The organism is Streptosporangium sp. NPDC023615 (genome assembly GCF_040640155.1).
Taxonomy (GTDB): Bacteria; Actinomycetota; Actinomycetes; order Streptosporangiales; family Streptosporangiaceae; genus Streptosporangium.
Genome location: NZ_JBFABE010000009.1, coordinates 124965 through 145199 on the forward strand (window position 1 = coordinate 124965; position 20235 = coordinate 145199).

18 protein-coding genes are annotated in these 20235 nt (G+C 72.0%); 9 read left to right on the forward strand and 9 right to left on the reverse strand.

The features are described from left to right. Positions 1 to 37 precede the first annotated feature (37 nt). Genes AB0G16_RS10130 through AB0G16_RS10140 form a run of 3 tightly spaced genes read left to right on the forward strand, consistent with a single transcriptional unit; the run spans position 38 to position 3611 of the window. Positions 38 to 1705 carry an acetyl-CoA carboxylase carboxyltransferase subunit alpha/beta gene (locus AB0G16_RS10130; RefSeq protein WP_362801623.1) on the forward strand — a complete coding sequence of 556 codons (1668 nt, stop codon included), beginning with the start codon at positions 38 to 40 and terminating at the stop codon, positions 1703 to 1705. Beyond that, positions 1702 to 2184, forward strand: coding sequence for a biotin/lipoyl-containing protein (locus AB0G16_RS10135; RefSeq protein ID WP_362801626.1), 483 nt, complete (start codon positions 1702 to 1704; stop codon positions 2182 to 2184). Before AB0G16_RS10130 ends, AB0G16_RS10135 begins: the two co-directional genes overlap by 4 nt. Beyond that, positions 2181 to 3611 carry a biotin carboxylase N-terminal domain-containing protein gene (locus AB0G16_RS10140; protein ID WP_362801629.1) on the forward strand — a complete coding sequence of 477 codons (1431 nt, stop codon included), beginning with the start codon at positions 2181 to 2183 and terminating at the stop codon, positions 3609 to 3611. The genes AB0G16_RS10135 and AB0G16_RS10140 overlap by 4 nt, the downstream gene beginning before the upstream one ends. A gap of 31 nt (positions 3612 to 3642) precedes the next feature. Here the strand turns inward: AB0G16_RS10140 and AB0G16_RS10145 are convergent, their stop codons facing one another. The 5 genes from AB0G16_RS10145 to AB0G16_RS10165 all read right to left on the reverse strand — a co-directional run bounded on the left by AB0G16_RS10145 (position 3643) and on the right by AB0G16_RS10165 (position 8866). After that, positions 3643 to 5505, reverse strand: a complete 1863-nt coding sequence (locus tag AB0G16_RS10145) for a BTAD domain-containing putative transcriptional regulator (protein WP_362801631.1) — start codon at positions 5503 to 5505, stop codon at positions 3643 to 3645. Between the two features lie 544 nt (positions 5506 to 6049). Next, positions 6050 to 7306, reverse strand: a complete 1257-nt coding sequence (locus tag AB0G16_RS10150; protein ID WP_362801634.1) for a beta-ketoacyl-[acyl-carrier-protein] synthase family protein — start codon at positions 7304 to 7306, stop codon at positions 6050 to 6052. Continuing rightward, positions 7303 to 7761, reverse strand: a complete 459-nt coding sequence (locus AB0G16_RS10155) for a cupin domain-containing protein (RefSeq protein WP_362801637.1) — start codon at positions 7759 to 7761, stop codon at positions 7303 to 7305. Before AB0G16_RS10155 ends, AB0G16_RS10150 begins: the two co-directional genes overlap by 4 nt. Beyond that, positions 7758 to 8096, reverse strand: a complete 339-nt coding sequence (locus tag AB0G16_RS10160) for a TcmI family type II polyketide cyclase (protein ID WP_362801640.1) — start codon at positions 8094 to 8096, stop codon at positions 7758 to 7760. The genes AB0G16_RS10155 and AB0G16_RS10160 overlap by 4 nt, the downstream gene beginning before the upstream one ends. An 86-nt stretch (positions 8097 to 8182) precedes the next feature. Further along, entirely contained in the window at positions 8183 to 8866 is a 684-nt protein-coding gene (locus AB0G16_RS10165; RefSeq protein ID WP_362801643.1) for an SDR family NAD(P)-dependent oxidoreductase, read from the reverse strand. Between the two features lie 145 nt (positions 8867 to 9011). Here AB0G16_RS10165 and AB0G16_RS10170 point away from each other — a divergent pair, with 145 nt between their 5' ends. Next, positions 9012 to 10175, forward strand: a complete 1164-nt coding sequence (locus AB0G16_RS10170) for a nucleotide disphospho-sugar-binding domain-containing protein (protein WP_362801646.1) — start codon at positions 9012 to 9014, stop codon at positions 10173 to 10175. 22 nt (positions 10176 to 10197) lie between these two features. Here the strand turns inward: AB0G16_RS10170 and AB0G16_RS10175 are convergent, their stop codons facing one another. Beyond that, a complete protein-coding gene (locus tag AB0G16_RS10175) occupies positions 10198 to 12198 on the reverse strand; it encodes a carbamoyltransferase C-terminal domain-containing protein (RefSeq protein WP_362801649.1) in 2001 nt (666 codons plus the stop codon). Positions 12199 to 12212: 14 nt separating this feature from the next. Next, positions 12213 to 13343 carry a cytochrome P450 gene (locus tag AB0G16_RS10180; RefSeq protein WP_362801652.1) on the reverse strand — a complete coding sequence of 377 codons (1131 nt, stop codon included), beginning with the start codon at positions 13341 to 13343 and terminating at the stop codon, positions 12213 to 12215. Between the two features lie 168 nt (positions 13344 to 13511). Between AB0G16_RS10180 and AB0G16_RS10185 the strand changes: the two genes are divergently transcribed. Next, positions 13512 to 14531: a methyltransferase gene (locus tag AB0G16_RS10185; RefSeq protein ID WP_362801655.1), complete on the forward strand. Its 1020-nt coding sequence runs from the start codon at positions 13512 to 13514 to the stop codon at positions 14529 to 14531. On the opposite strand, the gene AB0G16_RS10190 is transcribed toward AB0G16_RS10185, so the two are convergent. Both AB0G16_RS10190 and AB0G16_RS10195 read right to left on the reverse strand, forming a co-directional pair. After that, entirely contained in the window at positions 14479 to 16140 is a 1662-nt protein-coding gene (locus AB0G16_RS10190) for a DHA2 family efflux MFS transporter permease subunit (protein WP_362801658.1), read from the reverse strand. The two genes, AB0G16_RS10185 and AB0G16_RS10190, sit on opposite strands and share 53 nt — an antisense overlap. Positions 16141 to 16145: 5 nt before the next feature. Continuing rightward, complete coding sequence (locus AB0G16_RS10195; protein ID WP_362801661.1) at positions 16146 to 17174, reverse strand: LLM class flavin-dependent oxidoreductase; 1029 nt, start codon at positions 17172 to 17174, stop codon at positions 16146 to 16148. A 217-nt stretch (positions 17175 to 17391) separates the two neighbouring features. On the opposite strand from AB0G16_RS10195, the gene AB0G16_RS10200 reads away from it, so the two are divergent. The 4 genes from AB0G16_RS10200 (at position 17392) to AB0G16_RS10215 (ending at position 20232) form a co-directional block, all read left to right on the forward strand. Further along, on the forward strand, positions 17392 to 17874 hold the full coding sequence (locus tag AB0G16_RS10200) for a hypothetical protein (protein ID WP_362801664.1): 483 nt from the start codon (positions 17392 to 17394) through the stop codon (positions 17872 to 17874). Positions 17875 to 17958: 84 nt separating this feature from the next. Beyond that, entirely contained in the window at positions 17959 to 18756 is a 798-nt protein-coding gene (locus tag AB0G16_RS10205) for an SDR family oxidoreductase (protein ID WP_362801666.1), read from the forward strand. A gap of 43 nt (positions 18757 to 18799) precedes the next feature. Beyond that, entirely contained in the window at positions 18800 to 19987 is a 1188-nt protein-coding gene (locus AB0G16_RS10210) for a cytochrome P450 (protein ID WP_362801669.1), read from the forward strand. Then, positions 19984 to 20232, forward strand: coding sequence for a (4Fe-4S)-binding protein (locus AB0G16_RS10215; RefSeq protein ID WP_362801672.1), 249 nt, complete (start codon positions 19984 to 19986; stop codon positions 20230 to 20232). Before AB0G16_RS10210 ends, AB0G16_RS10215 begins: the two co-directional genes overlap by 4 nt. Positions 20233 to 20235 lie beyond the last annotated feature (3 nt).

The following is a 20235-nucleotide window of genomic DNA, read 5'->3' on the forward strand; positions in this document are numbered from 1 at the left end:
GGGAGACCGACTCGTGAAACCCGTTCCGATTGGGATCATGAAGACCACGATGGATCTGTCGGACTGGCTGTCCTGCGCAGGCTGCGGGATGCTCGTCTACCGCAAGCGTTTCGATCGCCTGTCCATGGTGTGCCCCGACTGCGGCCGCCACGCGCAACTGACCGCGGAGCAGCGGCTGGGGCGGCTGCTCGACCCGGGCACCGGTACGCCGGTCGAGCCCGCCCTGTCGGTGCGCGACCCGCTCGGCTTCGAGGATCTCCTCCCGTACACCGACCGGCTGGACACGGCCCGCTCGCGTACCGAGATGGACTGCGCGGTCCGGGTGGTGAGCGGCGCCGTGCGCGGCCGCGGCGTGGTGGTGGCCGTCATGGACTTCCGCTTCCTCGGCGGGAGCATGGGCGTCGCCGAGGGCGAGGCGATCGTGACCGCGGCCGAGGAGGCGCTGAAGCACCGGCTGCCGCTGCTGATCGTCACGGCGTCGGGCGGCGCGCGCATGCAGGAGGGCGTCTTCGCCCTCCTGCAGATGGCCAGGACGAGCAACGCGATGACGGCCCTCGACGAGGCGGGCCTGCTGACGGTCACTCTGGTGACCGACCCCACCTACGGCGGGGTGGCCGCGTCCTACGCGACGCTCTCGGACGTGATCCTCGCCGAACCCGGCGCCAGGATGGGGTTCGCGGGGCCGCGGGTGATCGAGCAGACCATCCGGCAGCGGCTGCCGGAGGGCTTCCAGACCGCCGAGTTCCTGCTCGAGCACGGCTTGCTCGACGGAGTCGTGCCACGCGGGGAACTGCCGCAGGCCCTGCAGTCGCTGCTCACCCTGGGGGCGCCGCCCGACCCGGGCTGGAACCCGGCGGTGACCGATCCGGTGATCCGCTACCCGGAGCTGCTGCCCGAGCGGCCGGTGGCGCAGGTGGTCGGGCTGGCCCGCGAGCCGGGCCGGCCGACCACGCTCGACCACGTCGCCGCCTGGGACGGGGAGTTCGTCGAGCTGCGCGGCGACCGGGCCGGCGCCGACTGCCCCGCCATGGTGGGCGGACTGGCCGACCTGGACGGCCTGCCGGTGATGCTGATCGGCCACCAGAAGGGCCACACCACCCAGGAACTGGTGCGGCGCGACTTCGGCATGCCGTCGCCCGCGGGCTACCGCAAGGCGGTGCGCCTGATGCGGCTGGCCGGGAAGCTACGGGTGCCTGTGGTCACGCTCATCGACACCCCCGGAGCCCATCCCGGACTGGAGGCCGAGCGGCACGGCCAGGCGCACGCGATCGCCGATTGCCTGCGGGTGATGGGCTCCCTCGACGTCCCCGTGGTCAGCGTGATCACGGGGGAGGGGGGCAGCGGCGGGGCGCTGGCCCTCGCGGTGGCCGACCGCCTGCTGCTGTGCGAGAACGCGATCTTCTCGGTGATCAGCCCGGAGGGCTGCGCGGCGATCCTCTGGCGCAACGGGGAGGCCGCTCCCGCGGCGGCCGCCGCGCTCGGCGTCGACGCGTCGACGCTGCTCTCGAACGGCATCGTGGACGGGGTGGTGCCGGAGCCGGCGGGCGGTGCCCACCAGGCCCCGGCCGCGGCGAGCAGGCTGGTGCACGACGCGGTGGTGTGCGCGCTCAGGGAGTTGCGCGAGCAGGACGGCGCCGCGCTGCGGGAGACCCGGCGGCGGCGGCTTCGCTGGTTCGGCACCTACAGGAAGAGGGTGACCATATGACGGACGCGCAGCGGTCGAGCGTGTGGGACGGGGCGCTGGCCGAACTGGGCGCGCGGGACGCGGTGGCGATCCTCTGCCGAGGACTGTCCGACGCCGTCCAGGCGGCGCCGCGGCCGCCGAGCAGGGTACGCGTACGGCTGGGCGGCGCGAGCATCGAGGTCGAATGGCCGCCGCCCGCGGAATCGTCCACGATGCCGCCGCCCGCCGAGGAGACGACCCCGGAGACGACGGGTCACGTGGTGCGGGCCGAGCTGGTGGGCACCTTCTACCGGCAGCCCGAGCCGGGCACGAAGCCGTTCGTGGAGGTCGGCGACATCGTCGAGCCGGACCAGCAGGTGGCCATCGTCGAGGCGATGAAGCTGATGAACCCGGTCGTCGTGGACGTCGGTGGCCGGGTGGCGCAGATCCTCGTCGACGACGCCGAGGGTGTCGAGTACGACCAGCCTCTGATCGTGATCGACCAGGAAGTCGGCGAATGACCGGGAACACGCATCGGCCGTCGCCGCCGTTCGACACCGTGCTGGTCGCCAACCGCGGCGAGATCGCGCTGCGGATCGTACGGACCTGCCGTGAGATGGGCATCCGGACCGTCGTGGTCCATTCGTCGGTGGACCGCGACTCGGCCGCCGTGCGGGTCGCGGACGTCGCGACGCAGATCGGTCCCGGTCCGGCGAAACGCAGCTACCTCTACCCGCCGGCGATCATCGAGGCCGCGCTGCGCACCGGCGCGCAGGCCGTGCACCCCGGGTACGGGTTCCTGTCCGAGGACCCCGACTTCGCGGAGATCTGCGCGGGCAACGGCCTCGTCTTCGTCGGTGCCCGGCCCGAGGTCATGGCCAAGCTCGGGGACAAGGCGCTGGCCAGGAGCATGATGGCGGCCGCCGGCCTTCCGGTGCTGCCCGGCACGCCGGAGCCGGTGAGCACCGCGGCCGACGTGCTCGACGCCGGGCAGCGGATCGGCTTCCCGCTGATCATCAAGGCGGTGGCGGGCGGTGGCGGGCGCGGCATGGCGGTGGTGGCCCGGACGGAGGACCTGGCGGCCACGTTCCGCGCCACCAGCGCGGCCGCCCGGGCGGTGTTCGGCGACGGCAGGGTCTACCTCGAACGGTTGATGGAGCGGGCCAAGCACGTCGAGGTCCAGGTGCTCGCCGACGAGCACGGCACGGTCGTGGCGCTCGGCAACCGGGACTGCTCGGTGCAGCGGCGGCACCAGAAGCTGATCGAGGAGACGCCCGCCCCCGGTGTGTCGCCGGCGCTCGCCGACCGGCTCGCCGAGGCGGCGGTCGCCGGTGCGAAGGCGGTGGGTCTCACCGGCGCGGGGACGTTCGAGTTCCTGGTGGTCGGCGAGGAGTTCGCGTTCATCGAGGTGAACTCGCGCATTCAGGTGGAGCACCCGGTGACGGAAGCGGTGACGGGCATCGACATCGTGCGCGAGCAGCTCTGCGTCGCCGCCGGCCGGCCGCTGTCCTTCACCCAGGAGGAGATCCGCCCGCGCGGCGTGGCCGTCGAATGCCGGATCAACGCCGAGGACCCGGCTCGCGACTTCGCGCCGAGCGCGGGCGAGCTGACGGAGTTCGTGCCGCCGGGCGGCCCGTTCCTGCGCGTGGACACCCATGCCTACTCGGGCTACCTGGTGCCGCCCGACTACGACTCGCTGCTGGCCAAGGTGATCGCCTGGGCGCCGGACCGCGACCAGGCGATCGCCAGGATGGAACGGGCGCTGGCGGAGTTCCGCATCGAGGGCCGCGGCATCCGCACGACCAAAGGGCTGCTCCGGGCAGTGCTGGCCGACCCCGCCTTCCGCGAGGGCACGCACACCACGTCGCTGCTGGCTCAGGGGATCTCTCCTGACGGGGTACCGCACGGCGGCCGCGGCACGGTCTCTGCGGCACCTCGTAAGACGTGAACCCGGCGGAAGCCGACCAGCACGCACCGGATCAGGACGATACCGGTGTGACTCCGGCGCGGACCGCCTGGTAGGGCGATCCGTGGACGACGTCACCGGCGCCGGCGAGCAGTCGCCGGCCGGCCGCCCGTACGCTGGGCAGGAAGCGGTACTGAAGCAGGTCCGCTTCCCCCCCGGGCTTGGCCACCATGAGCCTGAACTCCACGAGCTCGTCCAGCAGCGACTCCGTGTGGAACTCGGAGATCTGCAGCAGGCGCGCGGCCAGGCGCGGCGTGAACGCGGAGACGTCCAGCCGGACGAGTTTGCGGAAGGCGCGCTGCACGTTGGGCGGGGCGAGCCGGTAGCTCAGCTCCACGCTGGGATAGAGGAACAGTTCGTGATGGTTGGGGATGTTGTGCACGTCCATCGCGCCGTTCCCCCTGACCAGCTTGCTGAGCGGCCAGTGCAGCCTGAGCTGGAGCAGCGCGGCGGCCGCCTGCAGCGCGGCGGGGAGGCCGTCGCACAGGTGGACGAGCTCGCGGGCGGCCGCCTCCTCCCGGGCGATGCGCTGCTTGCCGAGCACGTTGGTCAGCAGCCGCAGCCCCTCGTCGACGTCCAGCGGGCCCACCTCGACGGCCGCCGTGACCACGGGGGCGGAGAGCTGCCTGCGGGCGGTGACCAGGACGGCGCAGTCCGGGCTGGCGGGCACCAGCGGGAGGAGCTGGTCGATCTGGACCAGGTCGTCGAGGATCACCAGGATGTGCCGGTCCGCGGTCCAGGTGCGGAAGAGCCGGGAGCGCTCGCTCAGCGTGGCCGGGATGCGGTCCTCGGGCACGTCCAGGGCGCGCAGGAACTCGGCGAGGATGTTGTGGGGGTCGGCCGGGCGGCCCTGGGCGTCCAGCAGGCGCACGAAGAGCTGGCCGTCGGGGTAGGGGGTGTTGATCCGATGGCCGACGTCGGCGCACAGCGCGGACTTGCCCGCGCCGGGCGGACCGGTGATGACGACCACCGGCGGTGCGTGGACCTGCCGGGCGGACATGGCCGCGAGCGCGGCGCGGACCTGCGACTGCCGGCCCACGAGCGCGGTTCGCTGAGGGGGGAGCTGACGTGGCGGCCGGGTGTGGCTCAGCCGGACCGGTGACCGGGGCCGCGGCAGGGCGAGGCTCTCGTCGGCCGCCAGCACGGCGCGGTGCAGTTGCTCCAGTTCGCCGGACGGATCGAGGCCCAGTTCTCTGGCCAGAACGCTGCGGGTGCGCTGGTAGATCTGGAGTGCCTCGGAGCGCCGGCCCGCGCGGTGCAGTGCCAGCATCAGTTTGGCCTGGAACCCTTCATGCGTGAGCTGCTCGGCAGCCAATCGCGTGAGCTCGCCGAGCAGCCCATGATGTCGCCCCAGGTACAGGTCCGCCTCGATGCGGCGTTCGAGCGTGTTCCTGTTGATCTCCTCGAACCGCAGGGCCTCCGCCCGCAGCACCGGCCCGTGGCTGACGTCGACCAGCGCGGGCCCGCGCCAGAGCCGCAGGGCACGGGAGAGGGTCTCGGCGGCGGCGTTCACGTCGCCCGCCTCCAGCTCCCGCCTGCCCTGGTCGGACAGCCGCTCGAAGCGCGTGGTGTCGAGCATGCCGGGGTCGAGGAACAGCGCGTACCCGTAGGGGGACGTACGCAATACGGCGTCGGCCGGAGTGTCGCCGGCTCTGTCCGTATCCGGTGGCGCCCCCAGCCGCAGCAGCTTTCTCAACTGGTAGATGTAGGTCTGGAGCGTCGTGGTGACGCTCGTCGGCGGGTTGTCCTCCCAAAGCTCCTCAATGATCTTGTCGGTTCGGACGATGACGCCCGTCTGCACGGCCAGCAAGCTGAGCACGGTGCGCAGCTTGGGGGCCGACGGCGTCAAGATGGAACCGTGACTGAGTACCTCCATCGGTCCGAGAAGATTGATCTCCACCACACGCACCGCCCCCTGCATCCATTGGGTCACGCCCGCGCAGGCTGTCCTGACGTCGTTCCCCATGCATTCACTTGCCCGGGAATGTGGCCTATGGCGCCATCGCAACTCACCCCGGCGTCGCCTTCGGCCACGCAATGAACGATCTCTCTTAAGGAAGTTAGCAGATGCGTGTTATGAGAGCTCGAAAATCACTCGAAGATCACTGGGCCGCAGGGTATGGCGGTTCTCGATAACCGTATTACTCGATTTCGGAAACGAACATCGGAGAAAACCCTGAACTCTCCCCTAGGGCTCCACGGCCTGGCCCGTGGTCCAATATTTGATCAACTCGCCTGATTCTCCTATACTTTTCATTGTGACCTGCGAAGACTCCGCACCTGCGGGAGAAGGCCCCGCCGCGAAGCGGATAGGGGCACCCCTGGTTTTACGAGTCTTACCCTCGGCGGTATTGACGGATTCGTTTCCCGGCCAATCAGGGGTGCCGGGTTCCCGGGTGCGGAGCCGGTGCGGACAATCGCTATGCGGGACGGGTGAGCACCATGGCACTCTGGAACCCGCCGAAACCGCTGCCGACACTGAGCACGACGTCCATTTCATGGTCGCGGGCCGTGATCGGCACATAGTCGAGATCACATTCCGGATCACGGTGCCGCAGATTGGCCGTCGGCGGCACGACCTGCCGTTCCAGTGCCAGCGCGCACGCCGCGACCTCGATGGAACCGATCGCGCCGAGTGAGTGACCGACCATCGACTTGATCGAGCTCACCGGGACCTCGTAGGCGCGCCGGCCCAGGCTGCGCTTGAACGCCGCCGTCTCGTGCCGGTCGTTCTGCCGGGTGCCCGAGCCATGCGCGTTGACGTAGTCGACGTCCGCCGGGTCGATCCTGGCCTCGTTCATCGCCACCCGGATCGCTTCGGCCATCTCGCGCCCGTCGGGCTTGAGACCGGTCATGTGGAAGGCGTTGCTGCGGCTGGCGAAGCCGGCGACGCGGGCGTACACCCGCGCGCCGCGGCGCCGCGCGGCCCCGGCCTCCTCCAGCACCATCACGGCGGCGCCTTCGCCGAGCACGAAGCCGTCCCGGGTCGCGTCGAACGGCCGCGAGGCGTGCTCGGGGTCGTCGTTGTTCGGCGAGGTGGCCCGGATGGCGTCGAAGCACGCGGAGGTGATGGGGGACAGGGGCGCGTCCGTCGCCCCCGCGATCACGACGTCCGCCGCGTTCTCCTGGATGAGCACGGCCCCGTGGCCGACCGCGTCGAGCCCCGACGTGCAACCGGTCGAGATCAGCGCCGTCGGGCCCTCCGCGCCCGCCTCCCACGCCACCTCGACGGCCAGCGTGCTGGGCACCATGTATCCGTACAGGTGCGGCACCCCGTAGGTGTGGTCCGCCAGCCAGCGGCGGCCCTCGTCGGTCAGTACCGTGTACTCCTCCTCCAGGCCCATCGTGCAGCCCACGGCGCTGCCGATCGAGACGCCGATCCGGTCCGGCTCGAGGCCCCCCAGGTCCAGGCCGCTGTCGGCGACCGCCTCCCTGGTGCTGACCATGGCGAACTGGGCGGCCCGGTCCATGCGCCGGATCTGCTGCGCCGACAGCCCCGCGGCCCTGGGATCGAAGTCCACCTCGGCCGCGATCTGCGAGCGGAACCCGGTCGGGTCGAACAGCGAGATCCGCCGGGTGGCGGTGCGCCCCTCGGTGAGCAGGCGCCAGAACGCCTCCCGCCCGATGCCGCCGGGCACGACCGCACCGATACCGGTGACCACCGCCTCCCGGCTCAACTCGGCCCCCCGACCTGCGGGCCGGGCTCCTGGGGCGCCGGCAGCCGCTCGGTGTCGACGTGCCCGAGCTCGGGACGAGGAGCCAGGGGCGAGAGGTGGAAGACCACGTGCGCCGTGTCCTTCCCGACGTTCACGAGGCGGTGACGCACGTTGATCGGCACCAGCAGGGAGTCGCCCGGTGAGAGCGGGACCGGCTCCCCGTCCAGGCTCATCTCCAGCTCGCCGGCGATCACGTGCAGGAACTCCTCCGAGTACGGGTGGTAGTGCTCGGCGACGAACTCGCCGCTCCCGAGGTACAGCACGCCGCCGAACCCGGAGGTGCAGCTCACCGTCCTCGGGCTGAGCGTGACCCGGATGTCCCCGCCACGGCGGCGATTGGGCGCCACGTCCGAGGCCTTCATCACGGCGGGCCTGCCGGTCCCGGCCGCGCTCGCGCCGGTCGTCTCGGTGGTCACCGGACCCTCCCCTCGTCAGAGGTCCACACGTAGAACGGGGTGGCCATCGCGTCCTTCGGCTCCTTCCAGTTCGGGTCGTACGGCGCGACCAGTTCGGCCAGCCGCGCGTTGACGTCCTCGTAGAGCGGGTGGCTGCGCGCCTTGTACAGGTTGGGGGAGATGTCCTCGTCCGCCTCGACGAGATGGAAGTAGAGGTCGTGGAAGTGGAAGAGGGTCCGCCGGTTCACACCCACCATGCGGGGCAGCTCCGAGGCGTCCGACTCGCCGAACGTCTCGGCGATCGGCCGCGTGTTGCCGGCGCTCCTCAGCTTGGCGACGATCAGGGTCCTGTGCACGTTCTCGCCTCCTGCGAATGAGTTCGAAAGGCTGCCTCGATGGTCGTCGCGGGCAGTGGAGGGATGCTCGAGGTCAGCTCCAACCGTCACCAGCCGATCTGCTGGTCACCGCGGAGGAACACGCCCGTCGGCCCGTCGTCGGGGAGGGTGGCCGCGTCGGCGACGCCGACGGCGGCCTCCTCCGGGGTCCGGCCGGCCGTGGGCACCATCCTGGTCCTCGTCTGTCCGGGGTTGACGGCGTTGACCAGGACGCCGGTCCCCCTGGTGCAGGTGGCCAGCATGGTGGTCAGCCCGTTGACGGCGGTCTTCGACACCGAGTAGGAAGGCGCCCCCGTCCACAGCCCGACGCTGAACGACCCGGTGCCGCTGGAGACGAAGACCACCCGTCCCCAGCCCCGGGAGACCATGGCCGGCACGAACGCCTGGGCCACCCGCCACCCGCCCAGGAGGTTGACCGCCAGCGTGCGCTCCACTCGTTCCAGCGGCACCGACAACGGGTCGTCGCCGGTGTCGAGCAGCACGCCCGCGTTGCACACGAGCACGTCCACGGGCCCCAGCCGGGCCGCCGCCCGCCGGACGCCCTCGTCGTCGGTGACGTCGAGCGGATGGGAGCGGACGTCCGGGCCGATCCGCGCGGCCGCCTCCGCGGCGGCGTCCGCGTCCCTCGCGGTCACGATGACACGGAGACCCCGGCGGTGCAGCTCGGCGGCGGTCGCACGACCCAGCCCCCGGTTGGCCCCGGTGATCAGGGCGATACGTGGTTCGCTCACCCCGCCACCATGACCGCGCCCGCTCGACGCGCGACGGTGCCGCGCTCCAGCGGCTCTCCAGGACGCGGTGCCATCGTCGATGCGGGAAGGCGCCCCGGCGAACGGCCGCGGGCGCGCCCGCGAACCGTCAAGGAGGAGATGCCCCATGCGGGTGGTGTTCACGACCTGGGCCTGGCCCTCGCACCTGTACGCGCTGGTCCCCCTGGCCCGGGCCTGCCGGGCCGCCGGGCACGAGGTGCTCTTCGCCAGCGAGCCCGCCCTGACCCGCGACGTCCTGCGAGCCGACCTCCCGGCGGCGGTCGTGGGGACGGACGTCGACACGGCCGGCATGGTGCGGGAGTACCTGCTGCCCCTGCCCGGTGCCGCCGGGCCCGCGCCCAGGCGGGACGGGAGGGGGCCGCGGGTCCTGCGGATGCTGACGGCGCACGCGGAGTCCATGACCGCCGGCCTGATCCGCCTGATCACGGACTGGCGGGCCGATCTCGTGGTGTACGACCAGGTGACCCTGGCCGGCCCGATCGCCGCCGCGGTCACCGGGGTCCCGGCCGTGCGCCAGCTCTACGGCTTCGACCTGCTGCAGCGGGCCCGCGGCGTGCTGCCGGACGCGCTGGCGCCCCTGGCGGACCGGTTCGGCGCCGGGCCGGTGGACCCCTTCGGCGCGGTGACCGTGGACCCGGTGCCGGCGAGCGTGCAGCTACCCGGTGCCCAGCGGACGCTGCCGATGCGTCACGTCCCCTACAACGGCCCGGAGACCTCTCCCTGGCGACCGCCCGGCCCGCGCGGCCGCCCTCGCGTGTGCGTGAGCTGGGGCCACACCATCGCCAAGGTGGACCCCTCCCGCTTCATCGCCGGCCGGATCGCCGCCGCCCTCGCGGGCACGGGCACGGACGTGGTCCTCGCCGTCTCCGCCGCGCAGCGCGACCTGCTCGCCGAGCTGCCGGAGAACGTGCGCGTCGTGGTCGACACCCCGCTGAGGGACGTGCTGCGCGACTGCGACGCCTTCGTCGGGCACGGTGGCGCCGGCGGCATCCTCACCGCGCTCGCCCACGGCCTGCCCATGTTGCTGGTGCCGCAGTTGCCGGACCACGCCGGCCACACCGGGCGGGTCGCGGCCGGTGACGCGGCGTCGGTGCTCAGCCTGGCCGAGCTGACGCCGGCGGCGGTGCGGGAGGAGGTGGAAAGGCTGCTGGAGGCCCCCGGGCCCCGCCGGGCCGCCGGAGAGCTGCGGGAGGAGATGCTCGGCCGGCCCGCCCCGGCCGAGGTGGCCGCCGCGCTGGCCGAGCTACGTCCCTCCCTCGTCCGTCACTGACACCGCCGGGTCACCGGATCGCTCACGCGCCGGTGATCTGGCGGACGGCGCCCAGTTCCAGGTTGAGCAGCGCGTCCGGACCGAACGTGGTGAACCGGTGCTCCGCGCGGCGCATGCTGCGCTCGGCGGCCCGCCACAGCGAGGGATCGGCGCGCAGGCGGCTGTTCACCGCCTTGAACGCCTCCGCCGCGCCCTCCTCGGTACGCAGGTCGAACTTCCCGCTCAGGGCGAGGTCGAGGTACAGCACGTGCAGGTACAGGTCGGGCAGGCGGTAGGGGTTCAGCTCGGCGTGCACGGCCTCGGCCCGGCTCGCCGGGATCGAGGTGAAGGGCAGGCGCATGCGCGGGTAGGGCCCCTTCGCCGGGTAGGAGTCGAAGTTGTGGAAGGCCACCCTGCGGCCGTTGAGGTACGCGACGCCGATCCTCCTGCGCAGGCAGAAATTGATCGTCTCGCGGATGGTGTCGATGATCGGCTCGCCCTTGTCGTTCAGCGAGGTGTTGCAGAGCATCGGCACGCCGGTGTACCGGTGGAAGGCGGTCAGCAGGGCGTGCAGCGCCGGGTTCTGGCCGGCGTTGAGCGACTGCACCCGGGCGGAGTAGTCGAGGTGCGCGACCGCCTGGATCTGGCCGCGGCGCTTCTCCCGGATCGTGAAGGTCTCCAGCATGTACGGTGAGGGCCTGCTGTCCTCGAACCACTCCTCGAGCTGGTCCTCCAGCACCACGGGCGCGACCGGCCGCCACCACTCACGCAGCTTGAACCTGTTGAGCGCGTCCTTGGCCTCCCGCGACGTCGGGTCGCCGAGCAGGCTGCGGTTGCCCAGTGCCCGGGGCCCGATCTCCGAGCGGCCGTGGAACCAGGCGATGGGCTCGGCGAGGATGTCCCGCACCGCCCGGTCGTGGTCGAGGTCGGAGACGTCGGCCACGTACTCGCCGAACTCCGCCAGGGCGCCGTCGAGGTCGTCGTCCTGGCGCCCGAGATAGGCGCCGGGGAAACGGAAGGTGAACCGCTCGCCGCCGGTCTTCTTGTGGAAGGCGGCCAGGCCGATGCCGATCGCCTGCCCGCCGTCGTCCACGCACGGCGGGGCGAGTAAGCCGCGGAAGCCGTACTTGGCCATGAGGTGGCTGTTGGTCGGGCAGTTCAGCGCGTACCCTCCCGCCAGCGCGAGGTGCGTCTGGGCCGGGTCGAGGTCGTAGCGCTCCAGCGCGGTCTCGATGTTGCGCTCCATGGCCATCACAGAGATCGCCTGGATCTCCTTCATGACGGCACTGACGAAGCTCTCCTCCTCGGTGAAGTCCGGGTCGGTGCCCGCCGTCTCCCGGACCTGGGCCGCGATCTCCTCGAACGCCAGCGGCGCCCCCTCCAGAGCCGCCAGGCCGGTGAAGTCGTACGTGCGGAGGATGCTCTCGCGGTCGCACCGCCCGGCCGCCCTGGTGGCCGTCGCGAGCGCCATCAGCGTGCCCTCGCGCATCTTGAACCGGTCCTTGGCGGTGCTGTAGAGCAGGCCGGGCGAGGCGACGGGGAAGGTCTCGACGACGCCGCGGCGGCTGACCGCGCCGGTGAACCAGTAGCGCTTGTACCGCTGGTCGAGCAGGCGGTCGGGCCCGCCGTCCACGGCGAGCCCCAGGATGTCGCCCTCGAAGAACGTCTCGCCGTCCAGCAGCATCGCGCTGTAGAGGTGCGCGATGCTGTGGAAGGAGAGCTCCGGGTACTCCTCGACGAAGTGGTAGTCGTTCGTGGTGGCCAGGCCCGGAGTGCCCCACACCTCGGTCATGTCGTCGAGCGACAGTCCGAAGCCGGCGAGCAGGCCGTTCACGAACGAGCGCAGGTCCTCCATGGTCAGGAACGGCGTCCGGTGGTGCTTCAGGCCGCTCAACCGCTCGAACTCCCAGTGACCGAGGAGCCGGATCTCCGATCCCCGCCTGTGCCACAGCGAGATGTTGTTGTCGTGCCGGTAGGACACCATCGCCAGCCGGTGCAGCCCCGGGGGTGTCAGGTAGCTCGAAAGGTAGTAGCCGTCTCGCATTTCTCCTCCGGTGGTTACCACGTGACGGGAACTTCGGCGAAGCCGAGTTCGAAGGGGTTGTCGTGGTGCCTGAGCTCGCTGACGTCGACCGCGAGCCGCAGGGCGGGAAACCGCTCGATCAGCGCGGCGAACGCGGTTCGCAGCTCGAGCCTGGCCAGCGCCGCGCCCAGGCAGTAGTGCGGACCGGAGCTGAAGGCGATCTGGTCCCGCGCGTCCCTGGTGATGTCGAGGCGCAGCGGGTCGGGGAAGACCGATTCGTCGAGGTTGGCGGACTCCAGCACCGGCACCACGCCGGAGCCGGCCGGTATGGTGACGCCGCCGACCTCGATGTCCTCCGTGACGTAGCGCAGCATCGACAGCGAGTGGCCGGCCACCTGGAAGCGGAGCAACTCCTCCACCGCGTCGGGGATCCGCTCCGGTTCCGAGCGCAGCAGGGCGAGCTGGTCGGGGTGCCGCATCAGGAGCACCGTCCCGCTGCCGATCTGCGCCGCGGTCGTCTCGTGCCCGGCCATCAGCAGCACGGTGCACCAGACGTGCAGCTCGTGCGTGCTCAGCCGCCCGTCCTGGTCGTCGTGCACGCCGATCAGCTCGCTGACCAGGTCGTCGCCCGGGTTAGCCCGCTTGACCTCGATCAGCTCGCCGATGTACTGCCACGCCTCGCCCACCCCGGTGCGGAAGCGCTCCTGGTCGGCCACCGGGACACCGAGCAGGCGGCAGATGACGCGTAACGTCAGCGGCAGCGCGAACTCGGCGACGAGGTCCACCGGAGGCTCGCGCCACCGGTCCAGCAGCTCCGTCACCACCTCCTTGACGTAGGGCTCCAGCCGCTCGATCCGCGCCGGGGTGAACGCCTTGGTCATCAGCCGGCGCATGCGGGTGTGCTCGGGCGGATCCCGGTCGATCTTCGGGTTCTGGAACACCTTGGTTCTCGCCGCCGCGGTCATGCGCGGCGCGCCGGGGCGCTCCCTGTTGCGGCTCAGGCGCCGGTCCGACAGCACCGCCCGGACGTCCGCGTAGCGCGTCACCAGCCAGACCGGGTCGCCGCTCGGCATGACGGCCCGCACCACCGGCTCATCCCGGAGCGTGACGAGTTCCTCCGGCAGTCGTGCCCCGGGCGGCCACTCGAACGGGAACTTGAGGGTCATCGGCGGTCTCCTGCTCTCCGGTACGTCGTCAACCACGACGATGGACGCGGTGGCTCAAGCCACCCGCAAGCGGCGCTGGACTCTCGTCCTGGTTTCGCTCGGTGTTCGAGCGGCCGAGCACACGATGAGGCCGACACATCGTCCGCCAGGTGGTGAGAGGAAACGGAAATGACCAGCACAGCGGAACCGTCTCCCGCGGAAAAGGTTCGCCGCCTGTCCAACTCGGTGCACGACGCGGCGATCGTGCGGGCGGCGGCGGAACTGGGCCTGGCCGACGCGGTCGGCGAAGGGCCCACACCGGTGGCCGAGATCGCCGCGCGGGTCGAGGCGGAGCCGAAGGCACTGGCCCGCCTGCTGCGCGCGCTCACCGCGTACGGCATCTTCGAGCAGGTGACCCCGGAGGCGTACAGGCACACGGACATGTCCCGCACGATGCGCAGGGACGCCCCCGGCGGCCTGATCCACACCCTGCTCACCCCGTCCGACTGGGGCTGGGTGATGTGGGGCAGGCTCGCCGACGCGGTCCGCGCCGGCAAGTGCCTGTTCCCCGACGTCTTCGGCACCGACTTCTTCGGCTACCTCAAGGACCACCCCGAGGCGCAGGCGCGGATGTTCCGCGGGATGACGTCCTGGTCGGACCAGATGAACCCGAGGCTGGTGCGCGCGCTGCCCCTGGAGGGGGCCGGCAGCGTCGCCGACATGGGCGCGGGGGAGGGGACGTTGCTGCGCGCGATCCTGGAGCACGCCCCGCACCTGTCCGGGGTCTGGTTCGACACCGAGGCCACGCTGGCCGTGGCCGACGACGACCTGCGCTCCGGCCGGTTCTCCGGCCGTTGCGCGCTGGTGACCGGCGACTACTTCCGCGAGGTGCCCTTCAGCGCCGACCTGTACGTGTTCAAGCTGACGCTGCACATGTACGAGGACGACGACTGCGAGCAGATCCTGCGCAACGTGGCGGCCTCGGCGAAGCCGGGGGCGCGGATCGTCATCGCAGACCCGTTGCTGCAGGACCCGCCGCAGGGCAAGTTCGTGCCGGCGATGGACCTGCACATGCTGCTGGTCATGGGGGGCCGGGAGCGCACCGAGCAGGACTACGCCGCCCTGTTCGAGCGAGCCGGCCTGGAGTTCGCCGGGATCACGCCGACGGGGACCGATCTGTATCTGGCCGTGGGACGGGTTCCGGGCTGACCGTCCTGGCCCCCTCGTTCAGGTAGGAGCCCAGCGCCGCGAGCACCACGCTCGCGGCGCAGACCAGCAACGTGAACCTGACCGCCGAGCCGAACGCGGCCCCGTACGCCGCCTCGGCCAGCACCCGCATCCGCTCGGCCGTCCCGGCGGGCACGCCGGGCGGCACCACGATCGCGGCTCCCTCGCCGCGGGCGGCCGCCCCGGCCACGGCCTCGGCGAACGGGCCGCGGTACCGGTCGGGCAACGACCCGGCCGTCTCACCCGCGGCCTCCCCGATGCCGCCGTCCAGCCGGGCCTGCAGCACCGCGCCCAGCACGGAGACCCCGATCAGCGTCCCGGTCTGGCGGATCGTGTTGAACACCCCGGAGGCGGCCCCGGCCATGCCGGCGCCGACGTCCCGCATCGCCAGCGAGGTGATCGGGCCGAACGCCGCGGACTGCGACAGCCCGGCGACCGCGAGCGGCACCACGAGCAGGTGCCCGCCCGCACCCGGCCTGCAGAGCAGCGCGACGGTCACGAGGGCGGCGGCGTACACGGTGAGCCCGCCCAGCAGCACCCGCTCGCCGCCGAACCGGTCGACGAGGCGGCTCGTGACGGGAAACCCGAACGTCATGCCCAGCGCCCACGGCGCCAGCGTGAGCCCGGCCTGCGCGGCAGGCATGCCGAGCACCGTCTGCAGGTAGAGCGTCAAGGTCAGGGAAAGCGTGATCACGCACATGGAGACGATCGCCATGGAGGCGGTCATCAGCGTGAACGTCCGGTCGGCGAACAACCTCGTCGGCACCAGCGGTTCCCGCGCCCGGTGCTGCCGGACCACGAACCCGGTCAGGAACAGGAACCCCATCCCGATGATCATGGGTACGGTCACGAACGACACGACGGTGCCCCAGCCGTAGTGCCTGCCCTCCAGCAGGCCGAAGGTGATCGCGCCCAGCCCGGCGCCGGCCAGGGCCGCGCCCGTCGCGTCCAGCCGCCTGGCCCGCCGGTCGTGCCCGGGCGGCACCACCAGCAGGGTGAGCACCACGATCAGCGCGCCGACGGGCAGGTTCACGGCGAAGACCGAGCGCCAGCCGGCGGTGGAGACCAGCAGGCCGCCGAGCGTCGGGCCCGCCACGCCGGCGAGCCCGGCGGTCACACCCCACACCATGGCGGCTCGCCCCCGCCGCTCCGGCGGGAAGACGAGGGTCATCATCGTGAGCGTCTGCGGAATGATCAACGCCGCGCCGACGCCCTGGAGCAGGCGGGCGGCGATGAGCTGCCACGGCGACCCGGCGGCCCCGCACAGCGCCGAGGCGACGGTGAACACCACCATCCCCGCCAGGAAGACGTTCCGCGGGCCCGCGACGTCCCCGAGCCTGCCGGCGGTGACGGTCAGCACGGCGAGGGCCAGCACGTAGCCGCCGACCACCCACAGCACCTGGCTGAGACTCGCGCCGAGGCCGGCCTGGATCTCCGGGACGGCGATGCTGACCGAGGTGGAGTTCAGGATCGTGATGAAGTATCCGAGGCAGGTGGTCATCATGACCGCCCAGGGGTTGCCGCGCAGGCCGCGCAGTCTGCGCAGGCCGCGCAGCGCGGCCCCCCGGCGGCTCGTTCCGGAGGTGTCCACGGCGGTCAGACCGCGAGGCCGGCTCGGTCGAGCGCCGTCGCGGCGATCCGCAGGATCTGGATCCGCTCGGCCGTCGTGCCGCCGAAGGGGGAGATCACCAGGGTGGTGACGCCCTGCTCCGCGTACGCCCGCATCCGGCCGGCGATCCGGTCCGGGGTGCCGAGGAGCGAGATGCGGTCCACCAGGCCGGCCGGCACCGCTGCGGCGGCGGCGTGCGGGTCGCCCGCGACCATGCGCTCGTGCACGACGCCGGTCTCGCCGCCGTAGCCCATCCGCTCGAAGAGGGAGAGGTAGACGTTGCGGCTGCGGCCGCCCATGCCGAGGAAGTGCGACAGGTAGCCGCGGATCGGCACGGCGGCCGCCTCGACGTCGGCGCCCAGCGCCATGGGGATTCCGCAGAGCGTCTCGAACCCGTCGAGCGGCAGCCCGGCGCGCAGCCTGCCGGCGCGCAGCGACTCGACGGTCTTCGGCAGCTCGTCCGGCGGGGAGAACGCGCCCAGCCAGCCGTCGGCGATCTCACCGGCCAGTTCCAGCCCGCCGGGCGCGACGGCGGCGAGATAGATCGGGATGCGCTCGGCCACGGGCTCGCTGTACAGCCGCAACGGCGTCGCCGTGCACCCCTCGGGCGGGAGCCGGTAGTGCGCGCCGTCGTGGGTGACCGGCTCGCGGGCGAGCGCGCGGCGCACGATCTCCACGTACTCCCGGGTACGGCCGAGCGGCCGCCGGAACGGTACGCCGTGCCAGCCCTCGGAGATGTCCGGGTTCGACACCCCGAGCCCCAGCCGGAACCGGCCTCCGGACACGAGGTCGAGCGTCGAGGCGGTCAGGGCGGTCATCGCCGGCGTGCGGCCGGGGATCTGGAAGACGCCGGAGGCCAGGGCGATCCGCGTGGTCGCGGCGGCCACGGCGCCGAGAACGGTCGCGCCGTCCGCGCGGAACCCCTCCGGGACGACCGCGACGCCGTACCCGAGCCGTTCGGCCTCCCGCGCGACCTCGACCGCGTCGAGGTAGGAGAGATTGACACCGAGGTTCATGCCAGGGCCGTCCCTTCTGTGAGGTGCCCGTCAGTGCGGCGGGCTGCGCCCGCGCGCCCAGGTTCACAGGTCGGCCTCGAGGACCGAGCAGGCAGCGGCCGAGCGGTGACCGGGCAACGGCCGAGCGGCGGCCGGGCGGCGGCCGATCGAGATTGGACCGCCGCTCGAGCACCCTGCCGGATAAAGGAGAGCCCGCAACAGCCCGGAAGGAGTTCACATGAGGACAGATCTGAATCGCCGTAGCCTGCTCAGCCGCGGCGGCGCCCTCGCCCCGCTGGCCGGTCTCGGCCTGCTCGCGGGAACGACGGCCGCCGCCGCCGACAGCGGTGCGAAGGACAACCGGCTCATCCCGCTGCTCGGCACCTGGGCGGTACAGGTGACCTTCCAGGCCCCGAACAGGCCGCCGGAGGCGGCCCTGTTCGCCTTCGTCGCCGACGGCATCTTCTTCGGGTCGACGACCGGGTCGGGCCATCTCAGCCTCGGCTCGTGGCGCCTCACCTCCAGGGGCTTCGAGTTCACCTTCCGCCACTTCATGTACGCCGACGACGACGGGAGCTGGATCGGCGAGGTGCGCGTGCAGCAGAGCGGCAGGTTCGACTCCGCCACCTCGTGGAGGGCGTCGGGTACCGGTACCGCCTTCGACACGCAGGGCAACCAGCTCCAGATGGTCCAGAGCGCGACCGTCGGGACCCGTTACTGACGCTGTTCGCGGATCACCTGTTCCGGCCGAACCCAAGCCGGCATCGACGCCCGGCCGCGACGCCTCACACTGAAGGGAGCCAGTATGGAACTCGGACTCGTCGACAAGGTCGTCCTGGTCACCGGTGGCAGCGGATCCATCGGAGCCGCCATGGCCGAGGCGTTCGCGGCGGAGGGCGCCCGCGTCGCACTGACCTTCCGGAACAACGCCGGACGCGCGGAGGAACTGGCGCGCGCCATCGCCGATCGAGGCGGCCGGGCACTGGTGGTGAAGTACGACCTCACCGACCCGGCGGCCGTCCGCTCCGCCGTGGGCACGGTGATCGACGAGTGGGGACGGCTCGACGTCCTGGTGCTCAGCGCGTCCGCGCAGGAGGGGACCCGCACGACCCCCGTGCCCTTCGAGGACATCCCGCCCGAGGAGTGGTCGCCGCTGCTGCGCGCGGACGTCGAGGGCACCTTCCACACCGTGCAGGCCGCCCTGCCGGCCATGCGGCCCCAGGGATGGGGCCGCATCGTCCTCATCTCGGCGAACATCGTCACCCGCGGCGCCACCGGCGACGAGGCGTTCGTGTCGAGCAAGATGGCGCTGCACGGCCTCGGCCGCACCCTGGCCACCGAACTGGCCGGCGACGGGATCCTCGTCAACGTGGTGGCTCCCGGGGCCACGGTGAGCAGGGGCTTCCTGCGCCGCTTCCCGCAGGAGCGGCAGGCGAGCTTCGCCGGCCTCGACGACACGCAGATCAAGCGGATGCTCAACCAGGACCGCCCCGTCGGCAAGGTGTCGACACCCGCGGACGTCGCCAACACCGTGCTGTTCCTGGCGTCGGAGGCCAACGGGAACGTCAGCGGCCAGGTGATCCATGTGGCCGGGGGGCACTGATGCGCCCGCCGGCCGGTTGTTCGGGACACGAGCAGGAGAAGCGATGACGACAGCACCACCCGCCTTCCCCCAGCCCCGCGTCTGCCCTCACCTCCCGCCCCCGGCGTACGCGGAGTTGCGGCAGGGCCCGGCGCTACGCCGGGTGACGACCCACGCCGGGCAGCTCGCCTGGCTGGTGACCAGATACGACCAGGCCCGGGCGCTGCTGAAGGACCCGAGGCTGTCCTCCGACCGCAGGCGCCCGGGCTTCCCGGTCATCTCGGTACAGGTGAAGCTGCTGACCGAGCGCAAGCGCCAGGCGCTGATCGGGATGGATCCGCCCGAGCACGACGTCCAGCGGCGGATGTTCCTGCCGGACTTCACGCTGAAGAAGGTGGGCGAGCGGCGGGCCGACATCGAGCGCATCGTGCACGAGGCCCTCGACGACATGACGGAGCACGGCCCGCCGGCCGACCTGTACCGGGACTTCGCCCTGCCCGTGCCCTTCCGGGTCATCTGCCGCCTGCTCGGCGCCCCCTGGGAGGATCGCGACTTCTTCCAGGACGCCATCCGCCGGCTGGTACGGACCTTCGACACCGCGGAGGGCCGTCAGGCGGGCGCCGAGCTGCTGGCCTACTTCGAGTACCTGGTCACCGAGTACAAGAAGAGACCGGACGCCACCGGCCTCATCGGACGGCTGGCCGGCACCGGCCGGATCCCCGACGACGACCTCGCGCTGGCGGCCATGTCGCTGCTCATCGCCGGACACGAGACCACCGCGGCCATGATCTCTCTTGGCGCGGTCACCCTGATGGAGAACCCCGACCAGCTCGCCGCGATCCGGGCCGACCCCGAGGCGATCAAGTCCGCCGTGGAGGAGCTGCTGCGCTTCCAGTCGATCGCCGACAGCGCGAACCTCCGGGTCGCCACCGCCGACATCGAGATGGACGGAGTGGTGATCAGGGAGGGGGAGGGCGTTCTGGTCCCCGGCTCGCTCGCCAACCGGGACGCGGAGATCTTCGAGGACCCCGACACGTTCGACGTCCGCCGCGACGCCGGCGGTCACATCGCCTTCGGCTACGGCCGTCACCAGTGCCTGGGCCAGAACCTCGCGCGGCTGGAGCTGCAGATCGCGCTGACGGCGTTGTGGCAGCGGATCCCGACGCTGCGCATGACCGTGCCCGCGGAGGAGCTGACCGCCCGCCCGCCGGGCGCGATCCAGGGCATCGACGCGCTGCCGGTCACCTGGTGAGCGCGGGGGAGGCCCCGGAGAGGGGCACGGAGAGGGGCGCGAAGACGAGTGTCGAGGCGGACCAGCGGGTGTGCGTCGGCGCCGGCCTGTGCGCGCTGACCGCGCCCGGCGTCTTCGACCAGGACGAGGACGGCCTGGTGGTCGTGCTGGAGGGGGAGCCCTCGGGGAAGGCGCGGGACGAGGCGCTCCGCGCGGAGCGCCTCTGCCCGTCCGGGGCGGTGCGGGTCGGCCGCTCCCACGGATGAACC